Source organism: Caballeronia zhejiangensis (assembly GCF_000698575.1).
Lineage (GTDB): Bacteria > Pseudomonadota > Gammaproteobacteria > Burkholderiales > Burkholderiaceae > Caballeronia > Caballeronia zhejiangensis.
Genome location: NZ_JFHD01000002.1, coordinates 41,306 through 62,173, shown reverse-complemented (window position 1 = coordinate 62,173; position 20,868 = coordinate 41,306). Strand labels below are relative to the sequence as shown.

Genomic DNA, 20,868 nt, shown 5'->3' with positions numbered 1-20,868 from the left:
CGCGCGCACGCCTGAAATCAGCCGCGCGCGACGTCGGCCCAGCAGTTCGGCGTTTCGTACAGACGCACGCGCTTCAGCTTGAGATTGACGCCGTAGTGCGCGTCATAGACTTCCGCGAGAATGTTGAACGCGACGGCCGCGAGGTTCTCGACGGTCGGAATGCGATCGAGCACGACGGTCTTGTGATCCGACAGCGTCTGCAGAAATTCGCGCACCTTGACATCGCCCTCGTAGACGATGAACGCGTGATCCCATTTGTTGACGAGATGCTCCATCGCGAGCGCTTTCACGTCGGCGAAGTCCATCACCATGCCGCGATCGGGCGCGCCTTCCACATCGACGAGATCGCCTTGCAGCGTGATTTCGAGCACGTAGCGATGCCCGTGCAGATTGCGGCACTGGCTGCGGTGATCGGGAATGCGGTGGCCCGCATCGAATTCGAGTTTTCGGGTAATCGTCTGCACGGCGTTCAGGGGATATTCAGGTATTTGTGCGTCTGCATCGACAGGCGCCACTTCGGATGCCGCTTGCACCAGTCGATCGCGAGCTTCGTGTTGATGTCGCGCGATGCGTTGTCCATCGGTTGCACGAGAAAGTATTCGAAGTCGAGCTTTTCGTACTCGGCAAGACGCTGGTTGTCCTGCGGCACCACGACTTTCAGCTCGTTGCCTTTCGTCACGACAAGCGGCGCGTCGGCTTTCGGACTCACGCAAATCCAGTCGATGCTCTCGAGCACCGGCAGCGAACCGTTCGTTTCGATCGCCATTTCGAAGCCGGCTTCGTGCAGCGCATCGACGAACGGCTGGTCGATCTGCAGCATCGGCTCGCCGCCCGTGCACACGACGAATTTGTGCGCCTCGCCTTCCGGCCACAGCGATGCGATCTTCGCGACGAGTTCCGCAGGCGTTTTGTACTTGCCACCGTTTTCGCCATCGGTGCCGACGAAATCGGTGTCGCAAAACTGGCAGACGGCGTCCGCGCGATCTTCCTCGCGCCCCGACCACAGATTGCAGCCCGCGAAACGGCAGAACACGGCCGGACGCCCGGCATTGGCGCCTTCGCCCTGCAACGTGTAGAAAATTTCCTTTACCGCGTACGTCATGACTGCTCTGTGAACCTCTAAAAAAAATCAGACCGGCGCGGTATCGACCTGCTCGCCCGCGCGATACGCCTCATAACCACGTTTGCGCAGTTTGCATGCCGGGCATTGGCCGCAGCCGAAGCCCCAGTCGTGCAATTCCGCGCGCTCGCCGACATAGCAAGTGTGCGTCTCGACGCGCACCAGTTCGACGAGCGCCTCGCCGCCGAGCGTTTCCGCGAGCCGCCAGGTATCGGCCTTGTCGAGCCACATCAGCGGCGTTTCGAGCGCGTAGCGCGTTTCCATGCCGAGATTGAGCGCGACTTGCAGCGCTTTCATCGTGTCGTCGCGGCAATCCGGATAGCCGGAGAAGTCTGTCTCGCACATGCCGCCGACCAGCACCTTCAGCCCGCGCCGATACGCCACTGCTGCAGCAATCGTCATGAACAGCAGATTGCGGCCCGGCACGAACGTGTTGGGCAGGCCGTTCGCGGTCGCCTGAATCTCGATCTCGCGCGTCATCGCGGTATCGCTGATCGCGCCGAGCACGGACAGATCGATCATGTGATCTTCGCCCAGCCGTTCGGCCCATTGCGGAAACTCGCGCACGATCGCGGCGCGAAAGCCTTCGCGGCACTCGAGTTCCACGCGATGGCGCTGTCCGTAATCGAAACCGAGCGTCTCTACCGTCTTGTAACGTTCGAGCGCCCAGGCGAGGCACGTGGCCGAGTCCTGGCCGCCGGAGAACAGCACGAGCGCGCTGTCTTTAGCGTCTATCCGAGTCACCGTGAAAACTCCGTACTCCGTGAATTTGATGGCGTCGCACGCCGCACAGGCAGTCGGAGTGACCGGACTTCGCGACGAGCGGCGCGGGCAAGACGCCCGCGAGTCCAGTATAGGCCGGCGGCCTTCGCCCGGAAGCGCACGCCTTTTATGCCGCCGATAGCGGAATGCGAGACGGATGACCAGCGCCGGACGAATGTTCCGGCGCGTCGCACGAGCAATTCGGAGCGCCGAAAAGAAAAGGACTTGCGGGGTCCGAGGACGAGGCAAGTCCTTAATTCGGCGCGAATTTTAACACGGAGGGCGGTTGTTCGCCGAGCTCGGCGCGCTGGCGCGCGGGGAACCGGTAATTCGTGCCATCATCGGAAGAAATAAGTCGGCAATTCCGACGAATTCTCTAAACCCGCCAACACGCGCGCCGTTATACATGTAACAAATTGGCGCGGCCTCGTTACAGTTTCAGGTATTTTTTTCGTTTCGTTGCAGGACACTGGCGCGCCATCAAAGCCCCGTCGACTGACGGCCGCCGTTAATTCGCACTTCGAAATTACTCGGCTTGAAACCCTCCCGCAGGGTTAAGCGGGACCGCAGGTCCGTTTCCGATCCGCCCTTTCGGCTCACGGCGCTCCTGAAGACGTACCTACTTCACCGATACACAACATCTCCATCAGTAGTACATACAATGAAAAAATACATTCAGACCAGCTTGCGCGTCATTGACGCATTACGGGCACCCAAGGCGAGCCTTATCACCGCTGCCGTGGCAACCAGCGTGTTGCTGGCAGCGTGCGGAGGCGGCGGCAACGACGCGCTCGACACCGCATCGACCACAGCCGCGGCGAGCCGCAAGGCGGCGGCCGCGACAACCACGAGCACGATCTTCTACGGCGCCAACGGTCACAACAACGAAGGCGGCGCGTACGACATCTCCAGCCCGGCAGTGCAGCTCTCGCAGTTGCAGGATCTCGGCGTGAAGCTGTATCGGAACGAGGTGTACAACCAGTCATCGGCGAACAAGCTGGCAGGCATCGCGAAGACGATGGCAGCGGGCGGCGTGACCGTGTATCCCGTCATGCTGATGAGCATCGACTTCAACACCGAGACCGACGCGTATAACGCCGGCTATCAGTTGGGCGTCTGGACGGCCACCGCCTACAAGTACCCGTACTACGAAGTGTCGAACGAACTCGACGCGATGACGATTTACAACAACGTCGACGGCGTCTATCCGCAGCAGTTCGACAACGCGAAATTCCAGATCGCGCGCGGCGTCATTCGCGGCATGATCGCCGGCGTGAAGTCGGTCGATACGAACGGCAAGATCATCATGGGCGGCGGTACGTGGATGCATTACGCCGTGGATCAGATGCTCGCGGCCGGCACGCAGCCGGACGGCACGACGGGGCACCCGGTCGTGAACTGGGACATCACCGCGTGGCACTGGTATTCGGATATGGGCGACATCACCAACGCGTGCGGCGGCACGGGTTGCCATGACGTACTCGGAACACTGCAGCAGTTCGGCAAGCCGATCTGGCTCAACGAATACGGCGTGCGTCCGTGGTATGGCTCGGATCAGCAGATCGCGTCGTATCTCGTCGGCAACAAGATGATGGCGCAGTTCGTCGCGCTGGCGTCGAAGTACAACATCCAGGCGATTCAGACGTACCAGTTGTATGACGATCCCGCAGGCGGCGAAGGCGCGTACGGCCTGCTGAAGAACGACGGCAAAACGCAGAAGGCGTCTTACACCGCGTTCAAGAATTTCGTCGCGGCCAATCCGAAGTAAGCGCCGGATCGCTGAAAAAAGAACGCGCAGTCGGCTTACACGGACTGCGCGTTTTTCACATGCGGAAAATGAAAAAGCCCGAGAGCGATAACACTCTCGGGCTTCTTGCATTCTGGTGGCCTGGGACGGAATCGAACCATCGACACGCGGATTTTCAATCCGCTGCTCTACCAACTGAGCTACCGGGCCAACGAAGAGGTGAAACTATAGCAGAGACTATCCCGCGCCTCAAGCCCCTTTGCGCATTTTTCTGAAAATGTCCGGGGCCGCGCTCACACCTCGTTCTTGTTCTTCCCAAGATCGACGCCGAGCTGCTTCAACTTGCGATACAGGTGCGTGCGCTCCAGCCCCGTCTTTTCGGCGACGCGCGTCATGCTGCCGTTCTCGCGCGCAAGGTGATATTCGAAGTACGCGCGTTCGAACGCATCGCGGGCGTCGCGCAACGGAATATCGAACGAGATCGACGCCGTCTGCCCGGACTGATTCTGCGCCGCGCCGCTCGCCGCCGCATCGTTCGATGCATTCAGCGCCGATGCCGTCGGCAGCGCAGCCGCGACCGGCACGCCCGATGCGTTCACGCTCGACGGAGACTTCGCCGCCGTCGCCGCGGGCGCCGCCGCAGTGCCGTGCGCGAGTCCCTGCTCGACGGCCTTCAGCAGTTTCTGCAGCGCGATCGGCTTTTCGAGGAAGTTGAGCGCGCCGATCTTCGTCGCCTCGACGGCCGTGTCGATAGTCGCATGCCCCGACATCATGATGACCGGCATCGTGAGCTTGCCCTGCGCGGCCCATTCCTTGAGGAGCGTTACGCCGTCGGTATCGGGCATCCAGATGTCGAGCAAAACGAGATCGGGCGTTTGCTGTAGACGGTAGTCGCGCGCGTGCTGCGCGTTTTCCGCCACTTCCACAACATGGCCTTCGTCGCTCAGGATCTCGGAGAGCAGTTCCCGGATCCCCATTTCATCGTCTACCACCAGGATGGTTGCCATTTACGCTGCCCTTGTCTGCACTGTTGCTTTTGTCGTTCCATGATTCGCCGGCGCACCGGAGCCAGGCGTCGCGCCGGGCGCCGCGGTATCGTCCGCGAGTTGTAGAAACAGAATCGATATCTGCGCGCCTTCGATCACATCCGCGCTCTTCGAGCGGTTGCGTATGTCGATGCGCGCGCCGTGCTCGTCGACGATCTTCTTCACGGTCGCAAGTCCCAGGCCCGTGCCTTTCGCTTTCGTCGTCACGTAAGGCTCGAAAGCACGCGAAAGAATACGCGCCGGAAAGCCCGAGCCGTTGTCCGACACAGTCAGGCGAACCGCGACGCGCGCATGACCCGATGCATCGGGCTCGCCATATTCTACTGTCCTCGTTTCGAGCAGCACGCGCGGCTCCGCGACTTCGGCCACCGCATCCTGCGCGTTCTGCAACAAGTTGTGGATGACCTGGCGGATCTGCGTCGCATCGCCGCGTATCACCGGCAGCTTCGCGAGATCGACTTTGATCGGCGTCTTGCCGTCCTCGATGCCGTACAACGTCAGCACTTCCGCGACGAGATCGTTCAGTTGCAGATTGCCGAGCACCGCGGGCGGCGTGCGCGCGTATTCGCGGAAGTCGTCGACCATCTGCTTCATCGCCTGCACCTGATTGACGATGGTCGTCGATGCGCGCTTCAGCACGTCCGCATCCGGCGGCGCGAGCTTGTCGGCGAGCTTCATCTGCAGACGTTCGGCTGAAAGCTGAATAGGCGTGAGCGGATTCTTGATCTCGTGCGCGAGACGCCGCGCGACTTCGCCCCACGCGACGGAACGCTGCGCGGAGATGACATCCGATATGTCGTCGAACACGACGACGTAGCCCGTGGTTTCCGCGTCGTCGGTGTCGCTCTCGGTCACTCTCAACAACTGCGTGCCGCGCACGAGCAACGTGAGCGGATCGCTCTCGCCCGGCACCGTCACCGCAACCTGCTGCTGCCAGTGACCGCGATCGCCGACAGGATGATCGCTGCCGACCGCCGCCGCGTCGCGCTCGGCGAACGCCTTTTTGACCATCGCGCCGAACTCGGCGAGCACCTCGATCTGATCGAGCGGCTGATTGAGCAACGCGGCGAACGGTTGGCGGAAGATGCGCTCCGCGCCGCGATTCGCGGTGGAGAGACGGAACTGCCGGTCGAACACGAACACGCCCGCGGTGAGGTTCGCGAGAATGCTCTCCAGATACGCCTTCGAATGCTCCAGTGCGATGCGATTGTTCTCGACCGCCGCGCGCGCCTCGGAAAGCTGGCGCGTCATCGCGTTGAAGGACTGCGTGAGAAAGCCGAGTTCGTCGCGTGAATTGATCTCGCGTTTGGGCGTGTAGTCGCCTTCGGCCACTTCCTTCGTGCCCTGCGCCAGCAGGAACAACGGCCGCGCGAGCTGATTGCCGAGCGCGAGCGCGAGCATCATCGCGATGAAGGTCGCGAGAAAAAGCGCGAGCGTCAGCGTGCCGATATACATCTTGCGCAAGCCGGTGCGCCCGAGCCGCTTCTCCTGATATTCGCGATACGCGCGCTGCACGGCGTCGGCGTTGCGCGCGAGCTCCTGGCTCACAGGCTGCTCGATCTGCAGGAAACGGTCGACGTGCTGAAATTCGGTGGTCGTCGTCGGATCGGGAATCTTCGTGAGCACGCGCAATCGCAATGCGCCCTTCGGCCCGTTCGATTTCGGATCGCCGTCGATCTCGCCTTCGATCGCGCCGTACGGATGATCCTGCGCCTCCCGCACCATCGTGCCGGTCGGCTCGTTGGCCGGCAGGAGCGCGTAGTAATTGCCCGATGCCTGCGCGACCGTGCGCAATCCGGGCACGCGTTGCGAACTGTTGTTCGCCGCGAGATCCTCGCGGTTGTACTGATCGCGCGGCCGCTCGAACACGACGGCGTCCTGCACGCCGTACTGATCGCGCAGCCGCAAAAGCGACAGCGTGAGACTCGATGGATCGGCGCTCGCGAGCTGATCGCTCATCTGCCGGCCGCGGTTCTTGAAATCGGCGAGCGATGTCTGGAGCATGCCGCGCCCGAGCGTCAGACCGGAGGTGAGCGCGGTTTCGACATTCACGTCGAACCACGACTCGATGCTGCGCGACACGAACTGATACGAAACCACATAGATGATCGCGCCCGGCACCACGCCAACGAGCGCGAAGATGAACGCGAGCTTGGCGAGCAGGCGCGTGCCGAAGCGCCCTTGCCTCACCCTCGACACGATGATGATGAACAGGCTGATGACGATCAGCATGAAGACCATCGCCACCGCGACATTCGCCGCGTAGAGCCAGCCGTAGTAGCGGTCGAAGAACTCGGTGTTCGCGCTCGCGAGCGCGAGCATCACGAGCAGCAGGACTGCCGTGAGCGCCACCGTGGAGACCAGCAAGCGGACGACGAAACTCTTCATGTCCGTGCGGCCGCGTCGAAATCTATTTCGCACGTTCTGCCGCCGTAAAAGTAAAACGCTTCCAGTCCGAGGAAAGGTTCCAGTCGCGATTGTTCACCGCGTCGATCTGGAACGGCTTGGGCATCAATGCGATGTCGAGCTGCATACGCACCGATGCGGTATAGGTTTCGCCGCCATGCACCTGATTACGGTCGATGACATGCCATGAAGTCACATGCTTGATGACCGCGAGCGCTTCGTTCAACGATGCGAAGCGCAACTGCAGGCCGCCCGTCGACACGCGATATTCGTTCGTGAGCGGTTGAAATGACAGACGGATGCTCTGCGACACGTTGACCGGCTCTTCATCGAACCAGTACCAGCGCGGTCTCGACAGGTTGAAGTCGATCGTGAAATAGAGCGGCACGCTGCGGTTCACGGCATCTTCGAGGCTGTTGTTCAGGTCGAAGTCGAAATGCGCGTCCAAGCTCCAGCCGGCATTGTCCGCTTGCAGCGACGCGCGCTGCACGGCGATCGTCTCGGCGAACGCGGAATCGGCCGCGGCGAACGTCAGCCAGAGCGTCAGCGCAGTCCAGATGACGGCCGCGAGCCGAAGCGGAAAAAAGCGTTTGATCGTCACCGTTTCTGAAAGCGCGCGTAGAAGAATCCGTCGTGGTCCGCGAGAGTCTCCGCGTCCCGATGCGGGCTCGCGAGATTTGTACTGTCCGGTGAACCTTGCGCCGCGACCGCGCTTGCGCGCGCCGCTGTCGGCAACAATTGGCCCGGCGCGTCCAATCGTACCGCATCTTCATGTGCGGTTCCAAACCAGCGGGCCTGCTCTTCGCCCTCCTCGGGAAAGATGGAGCACGTCACGTAGAGCAGCTCGCCGCCCTTCGCGACGAGCGGCCACAGCGCGCTCACGATGCGCCTTTGCTCGGCGACGAGCGCATCGATATCCGATGCGCGCCGCAGCCAGCGGATATCCGGATGACGCCGCACGATGCCCGACGCCGAGCACGGCACGTCCGCGAGAATGCGGTCGAAGGGCGCGCCGTCGAACCATTGCGCGGGATCGCCCGCGTCGCCGATCTTGATTTGCGCGTCGAGTTTCAGACGCTGCAAGTTTTGTCCGATGCGGCCAGAACGCTCGGCGTCGCTTTCGAGCGCGATCAGATCGACGTTCGCGAGTTCGAGAATGTGGCCCGTCTTGCCGCCCGGCGCGGCGCAGGCATCGAGCACGCGCATGCCGTCCTTCACGCCGAGCAGTTGCGCGGCGAGCTGCGCGCCGGCGTCCTGCACCGACACGACGCCTTCGTCGAACCCGGGAATGCGATCGACGGGCATCGGCGTTCTCAGGCGCACCGCGTGCAGGCCGGCGGCGTCGGCTTCGATACGCGCGTCGCGGAGGCGCGCGAGATAGTCGTCGACGCTCGCGTGCCGCGCGTTCACGCGAAGCGTGAGCGGACCTTGCGCGTTGCCCGCTTCGAGGATGCGCTCCCAGGCATCCGGCTGGCCGCGCTTCACCGCGTCGATCCACCATTGCGGATAATTCCAGCGCGCGACTTCGCTTGTGCGCGCTTCGTCGATCAGCATGTCGCGCTCACGCAGAAAATTGCGCAGCACCGCGTTCACCAGGCCCTTCGCAAACGCGAATTCGCGGCGCGCGGCGATCGCGCTCACCGCCTGATCGACCACGGTGAAGGGCGAGTAAGCGGCATGCGCTTCGTCGTCGGTCAGCAGCGCGAACGCGCAGACGAGCACGTTCGCCACATGCGGCGGCGGCGCCTTCTTCACGAGCCTGTGCAGCAGCGCATCGGCGAGCGCGAGACGGCGCATGGTCCGATACGCGATGTCCTGCACCGCCCCGCGCGCGCTCGCGTGCTTCGCCGACGCGACGACCGTCTGCAACGCCGCCGGCAGCCCCGAGCCCGCGCGCACCGCGCCGACGGCCTGCGCCGCGCTGTCGAGCGCGAACGCGAGCGAATCGGGCGCGAGACGCAACGCGCTCAGACGGAAATGCGCGGCGGCGGGCCGGCGGGAAGGCTTGTCGGTCATGGCGAAACGGGGACGGTCAACGGCGACGCGCAGAGTTCGCGCGAACGGGGAATTGTAACGTGCGGGAATTGCGCGCCCGGACGGCGGCGGCCGAACAGGAAAAAGGCCGCTCCGGCGTAACCGGAACGGCCTTGCTTTACGACGTTGCAGGTTTTAGAAGCGGCCGGTGCGCGCCATTTCCATCAGGCGGGCGACGCGCTCTTCGGTCGCCGGGTGCGTCGAGAACAGATTCGCGATGCCGCCGCCCGACAGCGGATTCATGATCATCATCTGCGCAGTCGCCGGATGCTGCTCGGCGGTCGGGAACGGCACGCCGGTCGCGTATGCGTGAATCTTCTCGAGCGCACTCGCGAGCGCTTGCGGATCGCCCGAAATTTCCGCGCCGCCGCGATCGGCTTCGAATTCGCGCGCGCGGGAAATCGCCATCTGGATCAGCGCACCCGCGATCGGGGCGAGAATCGCCACCAGAATGCTCGCGATGGGATTCGCCGGACGACCTTCGTCGTCGCGACCGCCGAAGAACATCGCGAAGTTCGCGAGCGCGGAAATCGCGCCGGCCATCGTCGCGGAGATGGTCGAGATCAGGATGTCGCGGTGCTTCACGTGCGCCAGTTCGTGCGCCATCACGCCGCGCATTTCACGCTCGGACAGCACGCGCAAAATGCCCGTGGTCGCCGCGACCGCCGCGTGCTCGGGATTACGGCCCGTGGCGAACGCGTTCGGCGCGTCTTCGTTGATCAGATAGACGCGCGGCATCGGCAATTGAGCGCGCGTCGCGAGCTCGCGCACCATGCGATAAAACTGCGGCGCGGTGGTTTCGTCGACTTCCTGCGCGTTGTACATGCGCAGGACCATCTTGTCCGAGAACCAGTACGAAAAGAAATTCATGCCGAGCGCGACGATCAGCGCGAGCATCATGCCCTTCGATCCGCCGATCATTCCGCCGATCACGACAAAGAGGGCCGTGATCGCAGCCATCAGCATCGCGGTTTTGACCCAGTTGAACATGTCCGGAGCTCCTCTCCCTGTATGCAGTGCGCGAAGTGCGCGGTTGCCCCGGCCAACATGACCGGGACGACAATTGTAAGCAAAATGTTAGATAGTGGCAGCCGGAAATAATTCAATCCGAGATTGCGCGATTTATCGATGCGTCGTCGCGAGTTTGATACCGAGTCCGACGAACGCGCTGCCGACCCCGCGATCCAGCCACTTCTTCACGCCCGATTTGCCCGCGAAGCGCTCGGTGACGCTGCCCGCGATCCACGCGACGAAGCTGTTCCAGACCGTGCTCATCGCGATGAACACGACCCCGAGCGCGAGAAACGCGAGCGTCTTGTGCTGGCTGTCGGCGGCGACGAACTGCGGAAAGAACGACACGAAGAACAACACGACCTTCGGATTCAGCACGTTCGTGACGAAGCCTTGCGCGAAAAGCTGGCCGAGCGATTTCGGCGTGGCTTTTTCGTTTTGCGTCTCGCGCGCGGTTTCGGTGTCGTCGTGCTTCGCGAAAATGAGGCGCACGCCGAGATAAATCAGATAAATCGCGCCGGCAATCTTGATGACCGTGAACGCCGTCGCCGATGCAGCGAGAATCGCCGTCAACCCGAAGGCGCACGCGAGCGTATGGACGATGCAGCCAGCGGAAATCCCGAGCGCCGAAACGATGCCCGCGCCGCGTCCTTGAGCGACGCTGCGTCCGACGATGTAAGCCGTATCGGGGCCGGGCGTGACGTTGAGAAGAAAGACGGCGACGAGAAAGAAGGTGAAACCGGTAATGCCGAGCATCGAAAAACTCCAGACAGACAGGCGCGCGTTGACAACGATTTATTTTAGCGCTGCGTCTCTCCTGCCGTCCTTCACTGCAGCGTGAAACGCTGGCCCTTCGCGAGCGGCGCGCCCGCGAGAAATTCCCGCGCGGGCAAGCGCTTGCCGCCCGGTTTCTGAAGTTGCGTGAGCTTCAGCGCGCCGCTGCCGCACATAACGACGATACCGTCCGGGGAAAGCTCGGCGATGGCGCCCGGTTCGCCCGCACCGTCGACCGGTTGCGCCGCCCAGATCTTGATCGGCGCACCGTCGAGCGTGCCGAACGCGCCGGGAAACGGATCGAACGCGCGAATCTGGCGCGCGAGCTCTTCCGCCGGACGACGCCAGTCGAGCGCGGCTTCGTTCTTCGCGATCTTTTCCGCGTAGGTCGTGCCTTCGTCCGGCTGCGGCGTGGACGGCAATGCGCCATCGCGTTCGAGATCGCGCAGCGCGGCGACGATCAACTCCGCGCCCATCTGCGCGAGCCGGTCGTGCAGCGTGGCGGTCGTGTCGTCGGCGAGAATCGGCGTGCGAGCCTCACGGATCATCGCGCCGGTGTCGAGGCCGGCGTCCATCTGCATCAGCGTGATGCCGGTTTCTGCGTCGCCCGCTTCGATCGCGCGATGGATCGGCGCCGCGCCACGCCAGCGCGGCAACAGCGAAGCGTGAATGTTGATCGCGCCGCGCGGCGGAATATCGAGCACCTCCTGCGGCAGGATGAGCCCGTACGCGGCGACGACCATCACGTCGTGCGGCGTGGCCTTCAGCAAATCGATGGCTTCCGCCGCTTCCTGCGGATACTTGCCCGCGCGACGCAGCGACGTTGGCTGCGCGACCTTCAGACCATGCTCGACGGCGAAGCGCTTGACCGCGCTCGCGGTCAGCTTCATGCCGCGTCCGGCGGGCCGGTCGGGCTGCGTCAAAACCAGCGGCACGGAAAAACCGGCTGCGTGAATGGCCGCGAGCGGGGCGGCAGCGAATTCCGGCGTACCGGCGAAAACCACGCGCAGCGATTGAGTCATCGGTTACAACGCCTTTTCCAGCTTTTTCATCTTGCCGCGAATGCGCGTCTGCTTAAGCGTCGACAGATATTCCACGAAAACGTGGCCAGCCAGATGGTCCATCTCGTGCTGGATGCACACCGCGAGCAAGCCGTCGCAATCGAGCTCGAAGGTTTCGCCCTTCTCGTTCAGCGCCTTCACGCGCACCTTGTCAGGGCGCTCGACGAAGTCGTAAATGCCCGGCACCGAAAGACAGCCCTCTTCCCATTCCTTCTTCTGCTCGCTCGTCCAGACGAGCTCAGGGTTGATGAAGACCATCAGCTGGTCGTGCGCGTCCGAGACGTCGATCACGATCACGCGCTCGTGCACATCCACCTGCGTCGCGGCAAGGCCGACGCCGGGCGCGGCGTACATCGTCTCGGCCATGTCGGCGACGAGCTTGCGGATGCGGTCGTCGACCACGGCGACAGGTTTCGCCACCTTGTTCAGACGCTTGTCCGGGTAGTTGAGTATCTTGAGCAGAGCCATGATTCGGATTGTCTACGCGCGCCGCGACGCGTGTAAATCGGCCATTCGGCCAGGTTGCGGGTAATGGGGCGGCATGCCGAAGATATGCGGGTGAATCCAGTGGATTCAACGCCGCCGGCAAGCGGCCGATGGGCGTCGCTGCGGGCTTTCAAACGTGCCTGAGCGACCTTTCTTTATCTATTCCGGATCAAAAATCTTAACATGACGACCGCCGACCTGCCGACCGAGGAAGCCGCCTCCACACTCGATGCCGACGAACTGCGCGCCTGGCTGCGGCTCGCGCACGCCAAAGGGCTGCGCCCGCTCGCGCTGCGCACGTTGCTCGGTACTTTCGGCGGTCCGCGCGAGGTTTTGTGGGAGAGTTTTGCGACGCTCGCGGAAACCACCGACGCCCGCACAGCCGAAGCCGTGCTCGCGCCACCCGCGGACATCGAAGGCGTTTCGTTCGACCACTATATTGAAGCGGCTTTGGCGTGGGCATCCGAACCGGGCAACCACGTCCTGACGCTCGCCGACGCCGCCTATCCGCAAGCGCTGCTGACGATGCCCGATCCGCCGCCGTTGCTCTATGCGAAGGGCCGGCTCGATCTGCTGCAGTCGCGCGCGGTGGCCATCGTCGGCAGCCGGCATGCGACGCCGCAAGGTCTGGAGGACGCGCGCCGCTTCGCCCGCGTGCTGTCGGATGCGGGACTTGCGGTCGTGTCGGGGCTCGCGCTCGGCATCGATGCATCCGCGCATCGCGGAGCGCTGGAGGGCGCGACCGGCACGGTGTCGGTCATCGGCACGGGAGCCGATCTCGTGTATCCCGCCGCGCATCACACGCTCGCGCACGAAATCGCCCGCGACGGCGCGATGCTCTCCGAATGGCCGCTCGGCACGCCCGCGCGCTCCGCCAACTTCCCACAGCGCAACCGGCTGATCGCGGGATTGTCGGACGGCGTGCTGATCGTCGAAGCCGCGATGCGCTCCGGCTCGCTCATCACCGCGCGGCTCGCCAACGAAATGGGGCGCGATGTTTTTGCGATGCCTGGCTCCGTCCACGCGCCGCTTTCGCAGGGTTGTCATCGGCTGATAAAGGAGGGCGCGAAGCTCGTCGAAACGCCGGAAGAAGTGCTCGAAGAGTTCGGTTTCTCGTCGGCGCAGGCAAGCGCGGCGGGGTCGGCGGCAAAGCGCGGGAGGCTGCGGCCGGTGAGCGCATCGTGGGCATCGGCGGCGTTGCACGACACGCCGATGAACGCCGATGCCGCGCGCGTGCTCGGCGCGCTCGGCCATGCGCCCGCGACGCTTGAAATCCTCGCGACGCGCACCGATCTGGACGGGGCGGCGTTGCAAGGCCCGCTGCTGCAGCTCGAATTGTCGGGCCAGGTGGCCGCGCTCGCGGGCGGTCGCTATGCGGCGGTGCAGCGCTCGTGATTCCTCGTCGTGCTACATTCGCGGAAAAATGAGCCGTCCCCGCAGCCGATACCAATAAGGATCTCGCACCCGTCATGTCCGCGCTGAATCTCGATACCGACGCCGATCTCATCGCGGAACGCATCGCCGTGCCCGGCACGCTGTTCGTCGCCTGCCTGTGCGCGGAATGGTGCGGAACGTGCCGCGAGTATCGCGAAGGGTTCGACAAGCTGGCGGACGCGCATCCGGACGTCTGCTTCGCGTGGATCGACATCGAGAATCACGCCGACCGTTTCGACGATCTCGACGTGGAAAATTTTCCTACCATCCTGATCGAGGACTCGGTCACGACGCGATTCTTCGGCACGGTTCTGCCGCAGGCTTCCATCGTCGAACGGATGCTCACCGATCTGACCGCGCTGCCGGGCATGGTCGGTGCGCCGAAACTGCGCCCGGCGCTTGCTACGGCCTGATTGCGACGCCCGCGAAACGCACCTTTCGCGTCTCTCGCAACGCGCTTCGCGGGCCGGATATCGAAACGCCCGGATTCGCGGTTCGGCGCCCGCCGCGCAAAGCGTGTGCTATAAAGCGGTCGTTAAAGCAGTCCAAACCGGGCCGCTGCCAGTTACCAACCCTTTTGAGTCATGTCCAAAGCCCTGATCATCGCTGAGAAGCCTTCCGTCGCGAACGACATCGCGCGTGCGCTGGGCGGCTTCACCAAGCATGACGAGTACTACGAGAGCGACGACTACGTGCTCTCGTCCGCGGTCGGCCATCTGCTCGAGATCGCGGCGCCCGAGGAGTACGACGTCAAGCGCGGCAAATGGAGCTTCGCCAATCTGCCGGTCATTCCGCCGCATTTCGACCTGAATCCCATCGCGAAAAGCGAGTCGCGCCTCAAGGTGCTGACGAAGCTGATGAAGCGAAAAGATATCGACCGCCTCATCAACGCATGCGACGCGGGGCGCGAGGGCGAGCTGATTTTCCGTCTGATCGCGCAGCATGCGAAGGCGAAGCAGCCGGTCCAGCGCCTGTGGCTGCAGTCGATGACGCCCGCCGCGATCCGCGAAGGCTTCGCGAACCTGCGCAGCGATGCCGACATGCAGCCGCTCGCCGACGCCGCACGCTGCCGCTCGGAAGCGGACTGGCTCGTCGGCATCAACGGCACGCGCGCGATGACCGCCTTCAACAGCAAGGGCGGCGGTTTCTTCCTGACGACCGTCGGCCGCGTTCAGACGCCAACGTTGTCCATCGTCGTCGAACGCGAAGAGAAGATTCGGCGATTCGTGCCGCGCGATTACTGGGAAGTGCGCGCCGAGTTCATCGCCGCGAAGGGCCTGTACGAAGGCCGCTGGTTCGATCCGAAGTTCAAGCGCGTCGAAAACGATCCGGAGCAGCGCGATTCGCGCCTGTGGAGCCTGCCGGCGGCGGAATCCATCGTCGCGGCCTGCCGCGGCAAGACCGGCACCGTGACCGAGGAATCGAAGCCGTCGACGCAAATGTCGCCGCTGCTGTTCGATCTGACCAGCTTGCAGCGCGAAGCCAACAGCCGCTTCGGCTTTTCGGCGAAGAACACGCTCGGCCTCGCGCAAGCGCTGTACGAAAAGCACAAGGTTCTCACCTATCCGCGTACCGACGCGCGCGCGCTGCCCGAGGACTACCTGAACACGGTCAAAGACACGATGACCATGCTCAAGGAGAGCAACAACTATCTGCCGTTCGCGAAGCAGGTGCTCGACAAGGGCTGGGTGAAGCCGAACAAGCGCATCTTCGACAATTCGAAGATCAGCGACCACTTCGCCATCATCCCGACGCTGCAGGCGCCCAAAGCGCTGTCCGAGCCCGAGCAGAAGCTGTATGACCTCGTCGTCAAGCGCTTCCTGTCGGTGTTTTTCCCGGCGGCCGAATATCTCGTGACGACGCGCATCACCGAGGTTTCCGGGCATCACTTCAAGACGGAAGGCAAGGTGCTGGTCGAGCCCGGCTGGCTGCAGGTCTACGGCCGCGAAGCCGCGGGCGAGGAAGGCAATCTCGTGCCGGTGCAGAAGGACGAAAAGGTCGATGTCGAAAAGGTCGAGGCGCACGGTCTCGTGACCAAGCCGCCCGCGCGCTACAACGAGGCGTCGCTGCTTTCGGCAATGGAAGGCGCGGGCAAGCTCGTCGAAGACGAGGAACTGCGCGACGCGATGGCCGCGAAAGGTCTCGGCACGCCGGCGACGCGCGCGGCGATCATCGAAGGTCTGCTCGGCGAGAAGTACATGGTGCGCGAAGGCCGCGAGCTGATCCCGACGGCCAAGGCATTCCAGCTGATGACCTTGCTGCGCGGTCTCGGCGTCGAGGAGCTCACCGCGCCCGAATTGACGGGCCAGTGGGAGCACAAGCTTTCGCAGATGGAGCGCGGCAACCTGCATCGCGATGCGTTCATGCAGGAAATCGCGCGCATGACGCAAACCATCGTCAAACGCGCGAAAGAGTACGACTCCGACACGATCCCCGGCGATTACGCGACGCTCGAAACGCCCTGCCCGAATTGCGGCGCGCAGGTGAAGGAGAACTATCGCCGGTTCGCGTGCACGAAGTGCGAGTTTTCGATTTCGAAGATTCCGGGCGGACGTCAGTTCGAGATTCCTGAAGTCGAGGAATTGCTGCGCGAGAAGACCATCGGGCCGCTGTCGGGCTTTCGCAGCAAGATGGGCCGTCCGTTCTCGGCGATCCTCAAGCTCGCGTTGGACGACGAAATCAAAAACTACAAGCTCGAATTCGACTTCGGTCAGGATTCCGGCGGCGAAGACGGCGAACCGCCCGATTTCTCCGAGCAGACGCCGGTCGGCGCATGTCCGAAATGCCAGTCGCGCGTGTTCGAACACGGCATGAGCTATGTGTGCGAAAACTCGGTGTCGAATCCGAAGACTTGCGACTTCCGCTCCGGCAAGGTGATCCTTCAGCAGGAAATCACCCGCGAACAGATGGAAAAGCTGCTGGGCGCGGGCCGCACCGATCTGCTGACGAACTTCAAGTCGTCGCGCACCGGACGCAACTTCAAGGCATTCCTCGTGAAGCAGCCGGATGGCAAGATCGGCTTCGAATTCGAGAAGAAAGAGGCCAAACCGGGCGCGAAGACGGCGGCGAAGCGCGGCGCGACAGCGGAAGCTCAAGCCGACAGCGGCGACGACAACGGCGACAGCGATGTCGCAGTCGCCGCCAAGACCACGTCCGCGAAGACTGCAGCCAAGAAAGCGCCCGCGAAGAAGGCGGCAGCGAAGAAAGCTCCGGCGAAGAAGACGAGCTGATCGTTCTCGGAGTCCGTCAGAAAGAAAAACCCCCGCGAGAAACGTCGCGGGGGTTTTTTATTTGCGCCTGGCGCGAGCCTTTCAGAAAGGCGATGCCGCCGGCACACGCCCTCGCGTACGCGACGGTTTCGATAGCTTCGGCGCGAGCTCGCCGTCGATCGGGCGCGCGCGCGGCGCGGGCGTCGCCGGTTCGTCGGCGTGCTCGTAGTGCGAATGCGCCACCGGCCTGCCGCGGCCATCGCGAATCCACTGCTCGCCGAGTTGATGATTCGGCGTCTGGCTGAAATGCTCGACGAGGTGATCGATGAACGTCCGCACCTTCGCCGGCAAATGACGGCGGCTCGGATACGCGACGTTGATCTCGACCTGCGGCAATTGATAGTCGCCGAGCAGACGCACGAGCTGGCCGCGCGTCGTGTCGTTGCCGATCAAATAGCTCGGCAAAATCGCGATGCCCATGCCGAGCAGCGCGAACTGCCGCAGCATCTCCGTGTTGTTCGCGATGATCACGTTCTGCGGCCGCACACGCACTTCGCCTTCCGGACCGGTGAACACGCGCTCGTCGCCCCAGTATTCCGACGGCAAGCTCAGGCACGGATGCTCGAGCAGATGCTCGGGGCGCGTCGGCGTGCCGTGCGTTTCGAGATACGCGGGTGTCGCGCAGACAGTCATGCAGCCCGTCGTCAGACGCCGCGTGACGACGCTTGCGCTTTTCACCTGCCGCGCGATCACGATGCCGACATCGAAGCCTTCCTCGACCAAATCGACCTGACGATCCACCAGCGTCACGTCCGGCACGACTTTCGGATAACGCTGCGCATACGTCTGTAACACGGGCGCGAGATTATGCAGACCGAACACGACGGGCGCGACGATCCTGAGCGAACCGAGCGGTTCGTGATTGCGCGCCACCACCATTTGTTCGACGTCTTCCAGTTCGTCGAGGATTTGCCGCGCCCGCTCCAGATAAACCTGGCCGGACTCGGTGAGCGAGAGGCTGCGCGTCGTGCGGTTGAGCAAGCGCGTGCCGAGGCGTCCTTCCAGGTCCGCGACGTGCCGCGTAGCCACCGCATTGGAGATGTCCATCGCGCTTGCGGCACGGGCGAAACTCCCGAGATCCGCGACGCGAACGAACACTCTCATCGACTGCAAATGATCCATAAGACAACTCCTGCCGCTAGACGGCTCGAATTCTGCTGCAAAGCAATTCAGGATTATCCTAGGACCGGCGTTTTTGTGCAGAAGTTGCCCGGAAGCATAAAAAAATCGAAAAAAATCTGGATGTTAGGCGCGTTGCGCGGATGAAAGATCACCGATTGTTGCGATTTGCACAACACTAAGATCAGTGCAATCCGATTGATGGAATTTTGAAAGCACTTGCGGCGTCAATTTCGGCGGTGTACGCGAGGAGCAAATCGGGCCCGTCGCCGCGGGCCCGATAAAAAGGGATTGATTCAATTTTCGATATAAATCCGGCGCGCGAGCGCGCCGGATGCGACGCTTATGCGGCGAGGCGCTTCTCCATACCGGCCTTGGCGTCCGGCAGAGCTTCCGGCAAACCGTGCTTGAGCTTCGAAAAAAGCTCGTCGTGGAGCGCGAGTTCGTCGCGCCAGGCGGCATCGCTGACGGAGATGACCTGCTCGAACTGCTTGCGCGAGAAGCCGAGCGCGCCCCAGTCGATGTCCTCGTAGCGCGGCGAAATGCCGAACGCGTGCTCCTCGCCCTTCGCGGTGCCTTCGATACGGCCGATCATCCAGTTCAGCACGCGCATGTTTTCGCCGAAGCCCGGCCACACGAACTTGCCGTCGTCGCCCTTGCGGAACCAGTTGACGCAGAAGAACTTCGGCGCTTTCGCGTTCTTCGCTTCAAGGCGCTCGCCCATTTTCAGCCAGTGGCCGAAATAATCGGCCATGTTGTAGCCGCAGAACGGCAGCATCGCGAACGGATCTCGGCGCACGACGCCTTGTTGCCCCGCGGCGGCGGCGGTGGTTTCGGAGCCCATCGTCGCGGCCATGTAGACGCCTTCCTTCCAGTCGCGCGCTTCGGTGACGAGCGGCACGGTGTTGGAGCGGCGTCCGCCGAAGATGAACGCATCGATCGGCACGCCGGCCGGATTTTCCCAATCGGCATCGATCGACGGACATTGCGACGCCGGCGCGGTGAAGCGCGCGTTCGGATGCGCGGCTTTCGCGCCGGTTTCCTTCGCGATTGCCGGCGTCCAGTCGCGGCCCTGCCAGTCGATCAGATGCGCGGGCGGCGTGTCGGTCATGCCTTCCCACCAGACATCGCCGTCGTCGGTCAGCGCGACGTTCGTGAAGATCACGTTTTCCTTCAACGTGGCCATCGCGTTGAAGTTGGTCTTTTCGCTCGTGCCGGGCGCGACGCCGAAATAGCCCGCTTCCGGATTGATTGCGTAGAGACGCCCGTCGCGGCCCGGCTTGATCCACGCGATGTCGTCGCCGATGGTCGTGACCTTCCAGCCGTTCAGGTCGCTCGGCGGAATCAGCATCGCGAAGTTGGTCTTGCCGCACGCCGACGGAAACGCCGCCGCGACGTGATACTTGCGCCCCTGCGGCGAGGTCACGCCGAGAATCAGCATGTGCTCGGCGAGCCAGCCTTCGTCGCGGCCCATCGTCGAGGCGATGCGCAGCGCGAAGCATTTCTTGCCGAGCAGCGCGTTGCCGCCGTATCCCGAGCCGAAACTCCAGATTTCGCGCTTTTCGGGAAAATGGACGATGTACTTCGTGTCGTTGCACGGCCAAGGCACGTCCTTGCGCCCATCGACGAGCGGCGCACCGACGGAATGCACGCACGGCACGAACTCGCCGTTCTCGCCCAACACGTCGTACACGGCGCGTCCCATGCGCGTCATGATGCGCATGTTCGTCACGACATACGGGCTGTCCGACAATTCCACGCCGATATGCGCGATCGGCGAGCCGAGCGGGCCCATCGAGAACGGCACGACATACATCGTTCGGCCGCGCATGGACCCGTCGAACAGGCCGTCGAGCGTGACGCGCATTTCCTGCGGATCGATCCAATTATTCGTGGGGCCGGCGTCTTCGCGCCGCTGCGAGCAGATGAACGTGCGATCTTCGACGCGCGCCACGTCCGAGGGATCCGAGCAGGCGAGGAAGGAATTCGGGCGCTTCTCGGGATTGAGCTTCTTCATCGTGCCGGCTTCGACCATCTGCTGGCAGAGCCGATCGTATTCTTCCTGCGACCCGTCGCACCATTCGATGCGATCCGGCTTGGTCAGGGCCGCGATTTGCTGGACCCATTCGATGAGTCTTCGGTGCCGGACATAGGCCGGCGCTTCGATTTCGACGGCGTTTTTATGGTTGTCTTCGACTACTGCGGGCTGGTTCATCGAGCTGTCTCCGTTCTTCTGCAATGAAAACCAATGGCCCCACTGACGCTGCATGCGAGAGGCGTGTGCGACTCGAACCGCCGGGCGCTTTCGTGCATTTTGCAGCGCTGCTTTACGCGCTTTCATCGCATGAAATGCGGTTCGCGAGCCAATGCGGCGTCACGGGCATGAATCCTTACGCAGCAAACCGTACCTTTTCGCGGCTTGCGTCGCAAAGGAACAAACTGTTAAAAAGAGATACTAAGTGGCCTGTCTCCTCGCGGATCATCGTGTTTTCCGCTACTTGTGCCGAATTTCTTTATTTTGGCGCGGCCTGACGAGGCTCCTGAAAAATGGGAGTCAAGCATAACACTGCATTGCATGAACTCGTTGATGCAGCGCAAT

17 protein-coding genes and 1 tRNA gene are annotated in these 20,868 nt (G+C 63.0%); 4 read left to right on the top strand and 14 right to left on the bottom strand.

Annotation, left to right across the window (positions count from 1 at the left end):
• Positions 1-17: 17 nt before the first annotated feature.
• Genes queD through queC form a run of 3 tightly spaced genes read right to left on the bottom strand, consistent with a single transcriptional unit; the run spans position 18 to position 1,864 of the window.
• Positions 18-464, bottom strand: coding sequence for a 6-carboxytetrahydropterin synthase QueD (queD, locus tag BG60_RS03705; RefSeq protein ID WP_008352173.1), 447 nt, complete (start codon positions 462-464; stop codon positions 18-20).
• A 5-nt stretch (positions 465-469) separates the two neighbouring features.
• On the bottom strand, positions 470-1,102 hold the full coding sequence (gene queE / locus BG60_RS03700; RefSeq protein ID WP_008352174.1) for a 7-carboxy-7-deazaguanine synthase: 633 nt from the start codon (positions 1,100-1,102) through the stop codon (positions 470-472).
• 27 nt (positions 1,103-1,129) lie between these two features.
• A complete protein-coding gene (queC, locus tag BG60_RS03695) occupies positions 1,130-1,864 on the bottom strand; it encodes a 7-cyano-7-deazaguanine synthase QueC (RefSeq protein ID WP_008352176.1) in 735 nt (244 codons plus the stop codon).
• A 679-nt stretch (positions 1,865-2,543) separates the two neighbouring features.
• On the opposite strand from queC, the gene BG60_RS03690 reads away from it, so the two are divergent.
• On the top strand, positions 2,544-3,650 hold the full coding sequence (locus BG60_RS03690; protein ID WP_144403735.1) for a glycoside hydrolase family protein: 1,107 nt from the start codon (positions 2,544-2,546) through the stop codon (positions 3,648-3,650).
• A 113-nt stretch (positions 3,651-3,763) separates the two neighbouring features.
• Here the strand turns inward: BG60_RS03690 and BG60_RS03685 are convergent.
• The 9 genes from BG60_RS03685 to def all read right to left on the bottom strand — a co-directional run bounded on the left by BG60_RS03685 (position 3,764) and on the right by def (position 12,429).
• A tRNA-Phe gene (locus BG60_RS03685) sits at positions 3,764-3,839 on the bottom strand.
• Between the two features lie 83 nt (positions 3,840-3,922).
• Positions 3,923-4,636, bottom strand: a complete 714-nt coding sequence (gene esaR, locus BG60_RS03680; RefSeq protein WP_034470324.1) for a response regulator transcription factor EsaR — start codon at positions 4,634-4,636, stop codon at positions 3,923-3,925.
• Entirely contained in the window at positions 4,637-7,063 is a 2,427-nt protein-coding gene (locus BG60_RS03675) for a sensor histidine kinase (protein WP_034470321.1), read from the bottom strand.
• 22 nt (positions 7,064-7,085) lie between these two features.
• Positions 7,086-7,682, bottom strand: coding sequence for a DUF4390 domain-containing protein (locus BG60_RS03670; RefSeq protein ID WP_008352184.1), 597 nt, complete (start codon positions 7,680-7,682; stop codon positions 7,086-7,088).
• Complete coding sequence (gene rsmB, locus BG60_RS03665; protein WP_034470319.1) at positions 7,679-9,097, bottom strand: 16S rRNA (cytosine(967)-C(5))-methyltransferase RsmB; 1,419 nt, start codon at positions 9,095-9,097, stop codon at positions 7,679-7,681. The genes BG60_RS03670 and rsmB overlap by 4 nt, the downstream gene beginning before the upstream one ends.
• 153 nt (positions 9,098-9,250) lie before the next feature.
• Positions 9,251-10,105, bottom strand: a complete 855-nt coding sequence (gene htpX, locus BG60_RS03660; protein ID WP_008352188.1) for a zinc metalloprotease HtpX — start codon at positions 10,103-10,105, stop codon at positions 9,251-9,253.
• A gap of 132 nt (positions 10,106-10,237) precedes the next feature.
• The gene (locus BG60_RS03655) at positions 10,238-10,882 is read right to left on the bottom strand and encodes a LysE family translocator (protein WP_008352189.1); all 645 of its coding nucleotides are present in this window, start codon (positions 10,880-10,882) and stop codon (positions 10,238-10,240) included.
• Between the two features lie 71 nt (positions 10,883-10,953).
• A complete protein-coding gene (gene fmt, locus BG60_RS03650) occupies positions 10,954-11,922 on the bottom strand; it encodes a methionyl-tRNA formyltransferase (protein WP_034470317.1) in 969 nt (322 codons plus the stop codon).
• A gap of 3 nt (positions 11,923-11,925) precedes the next feature.
• A complete protein-coding gene (def, locus tag BG60_RS03645; protein WP_008352192.1) occupies positions 11,926-12,429 on the bottom strand; it encodes a peptide deformylase in 504 nt (167 codons plus the stop codon).
• Between the two features lie 201 nt (positions 12,430-12,630).
• On the opposite strand from def, the gene dprA reads away from it, so the two are divergent.
• The 3 genes from dprA to BG60_RS03630 all read left to right on the top strand — a co-directional run bounded on the left by dprA (position 12,631) and on the right by BG60_RS03630 (position 17,111).
• Entirely contained in the window at positions 12,631-13,842 is a 1,212-nt protein-coding gene (dprA, locus tag BG60_RS03640) for a DNA-processing protein DprA (protein ID WP_051996405.1), read from the top strand.
• Between the two features lie 74 nt (positions 13,843-13,916).
• The gene (locus BG60_RS03635; RefSeq protein WP_008352194.1) at positions 13,917-14,294 is read left to right on the top strand and encodes a thioredoxin family protein; all 378 of its coding nucleotides are present in this window, start codon (positions 13,917-13,919) and stop codon (positions 14,292-14,294) included.
• Positions 14,295-14,465: 171 nt separating this feature from the next.
• Positions 14,466-17,111, top strand: coding sequence for a DNA topoisomerase III (locus tag BG60_RS03630; protein ID WP_034470315.1), 2,646 nt, complete (start codon positions 14,466-14,468; stop codon positions 17,109-17,111).
• 81 nt (positions 17,112-17,192) lie between these two features.
• Here BG60_RS03630 and BG60_RS03625 read toward each other — a convergent pair whose 3' ends face one another.
• Entirely contained in the window at positions 17,193-18,272 is a 1,080-nt protein-coding gene (locus BG60_RS03625; RefSeq protein ID WP_008352196.1) for a LysR family transcriptional regulator, read from the bottom strand.
• Between the two features lie 340 nt (positions 18,273-18,612).
• Positions 18,613-20,484, bottom strand: a complete 1,872-nt coding sequence (locus BG60_RS03620; protein ID WP_034470748.1) for a phosphoenolpyruvate carboxykinase (GTP) — start codon at positions 20,482-20,484, stop codon at positions 18,613-18,615.
• Between the last annotated feature and the right edge of the window lie 384 nt (positions 20,485-20,868).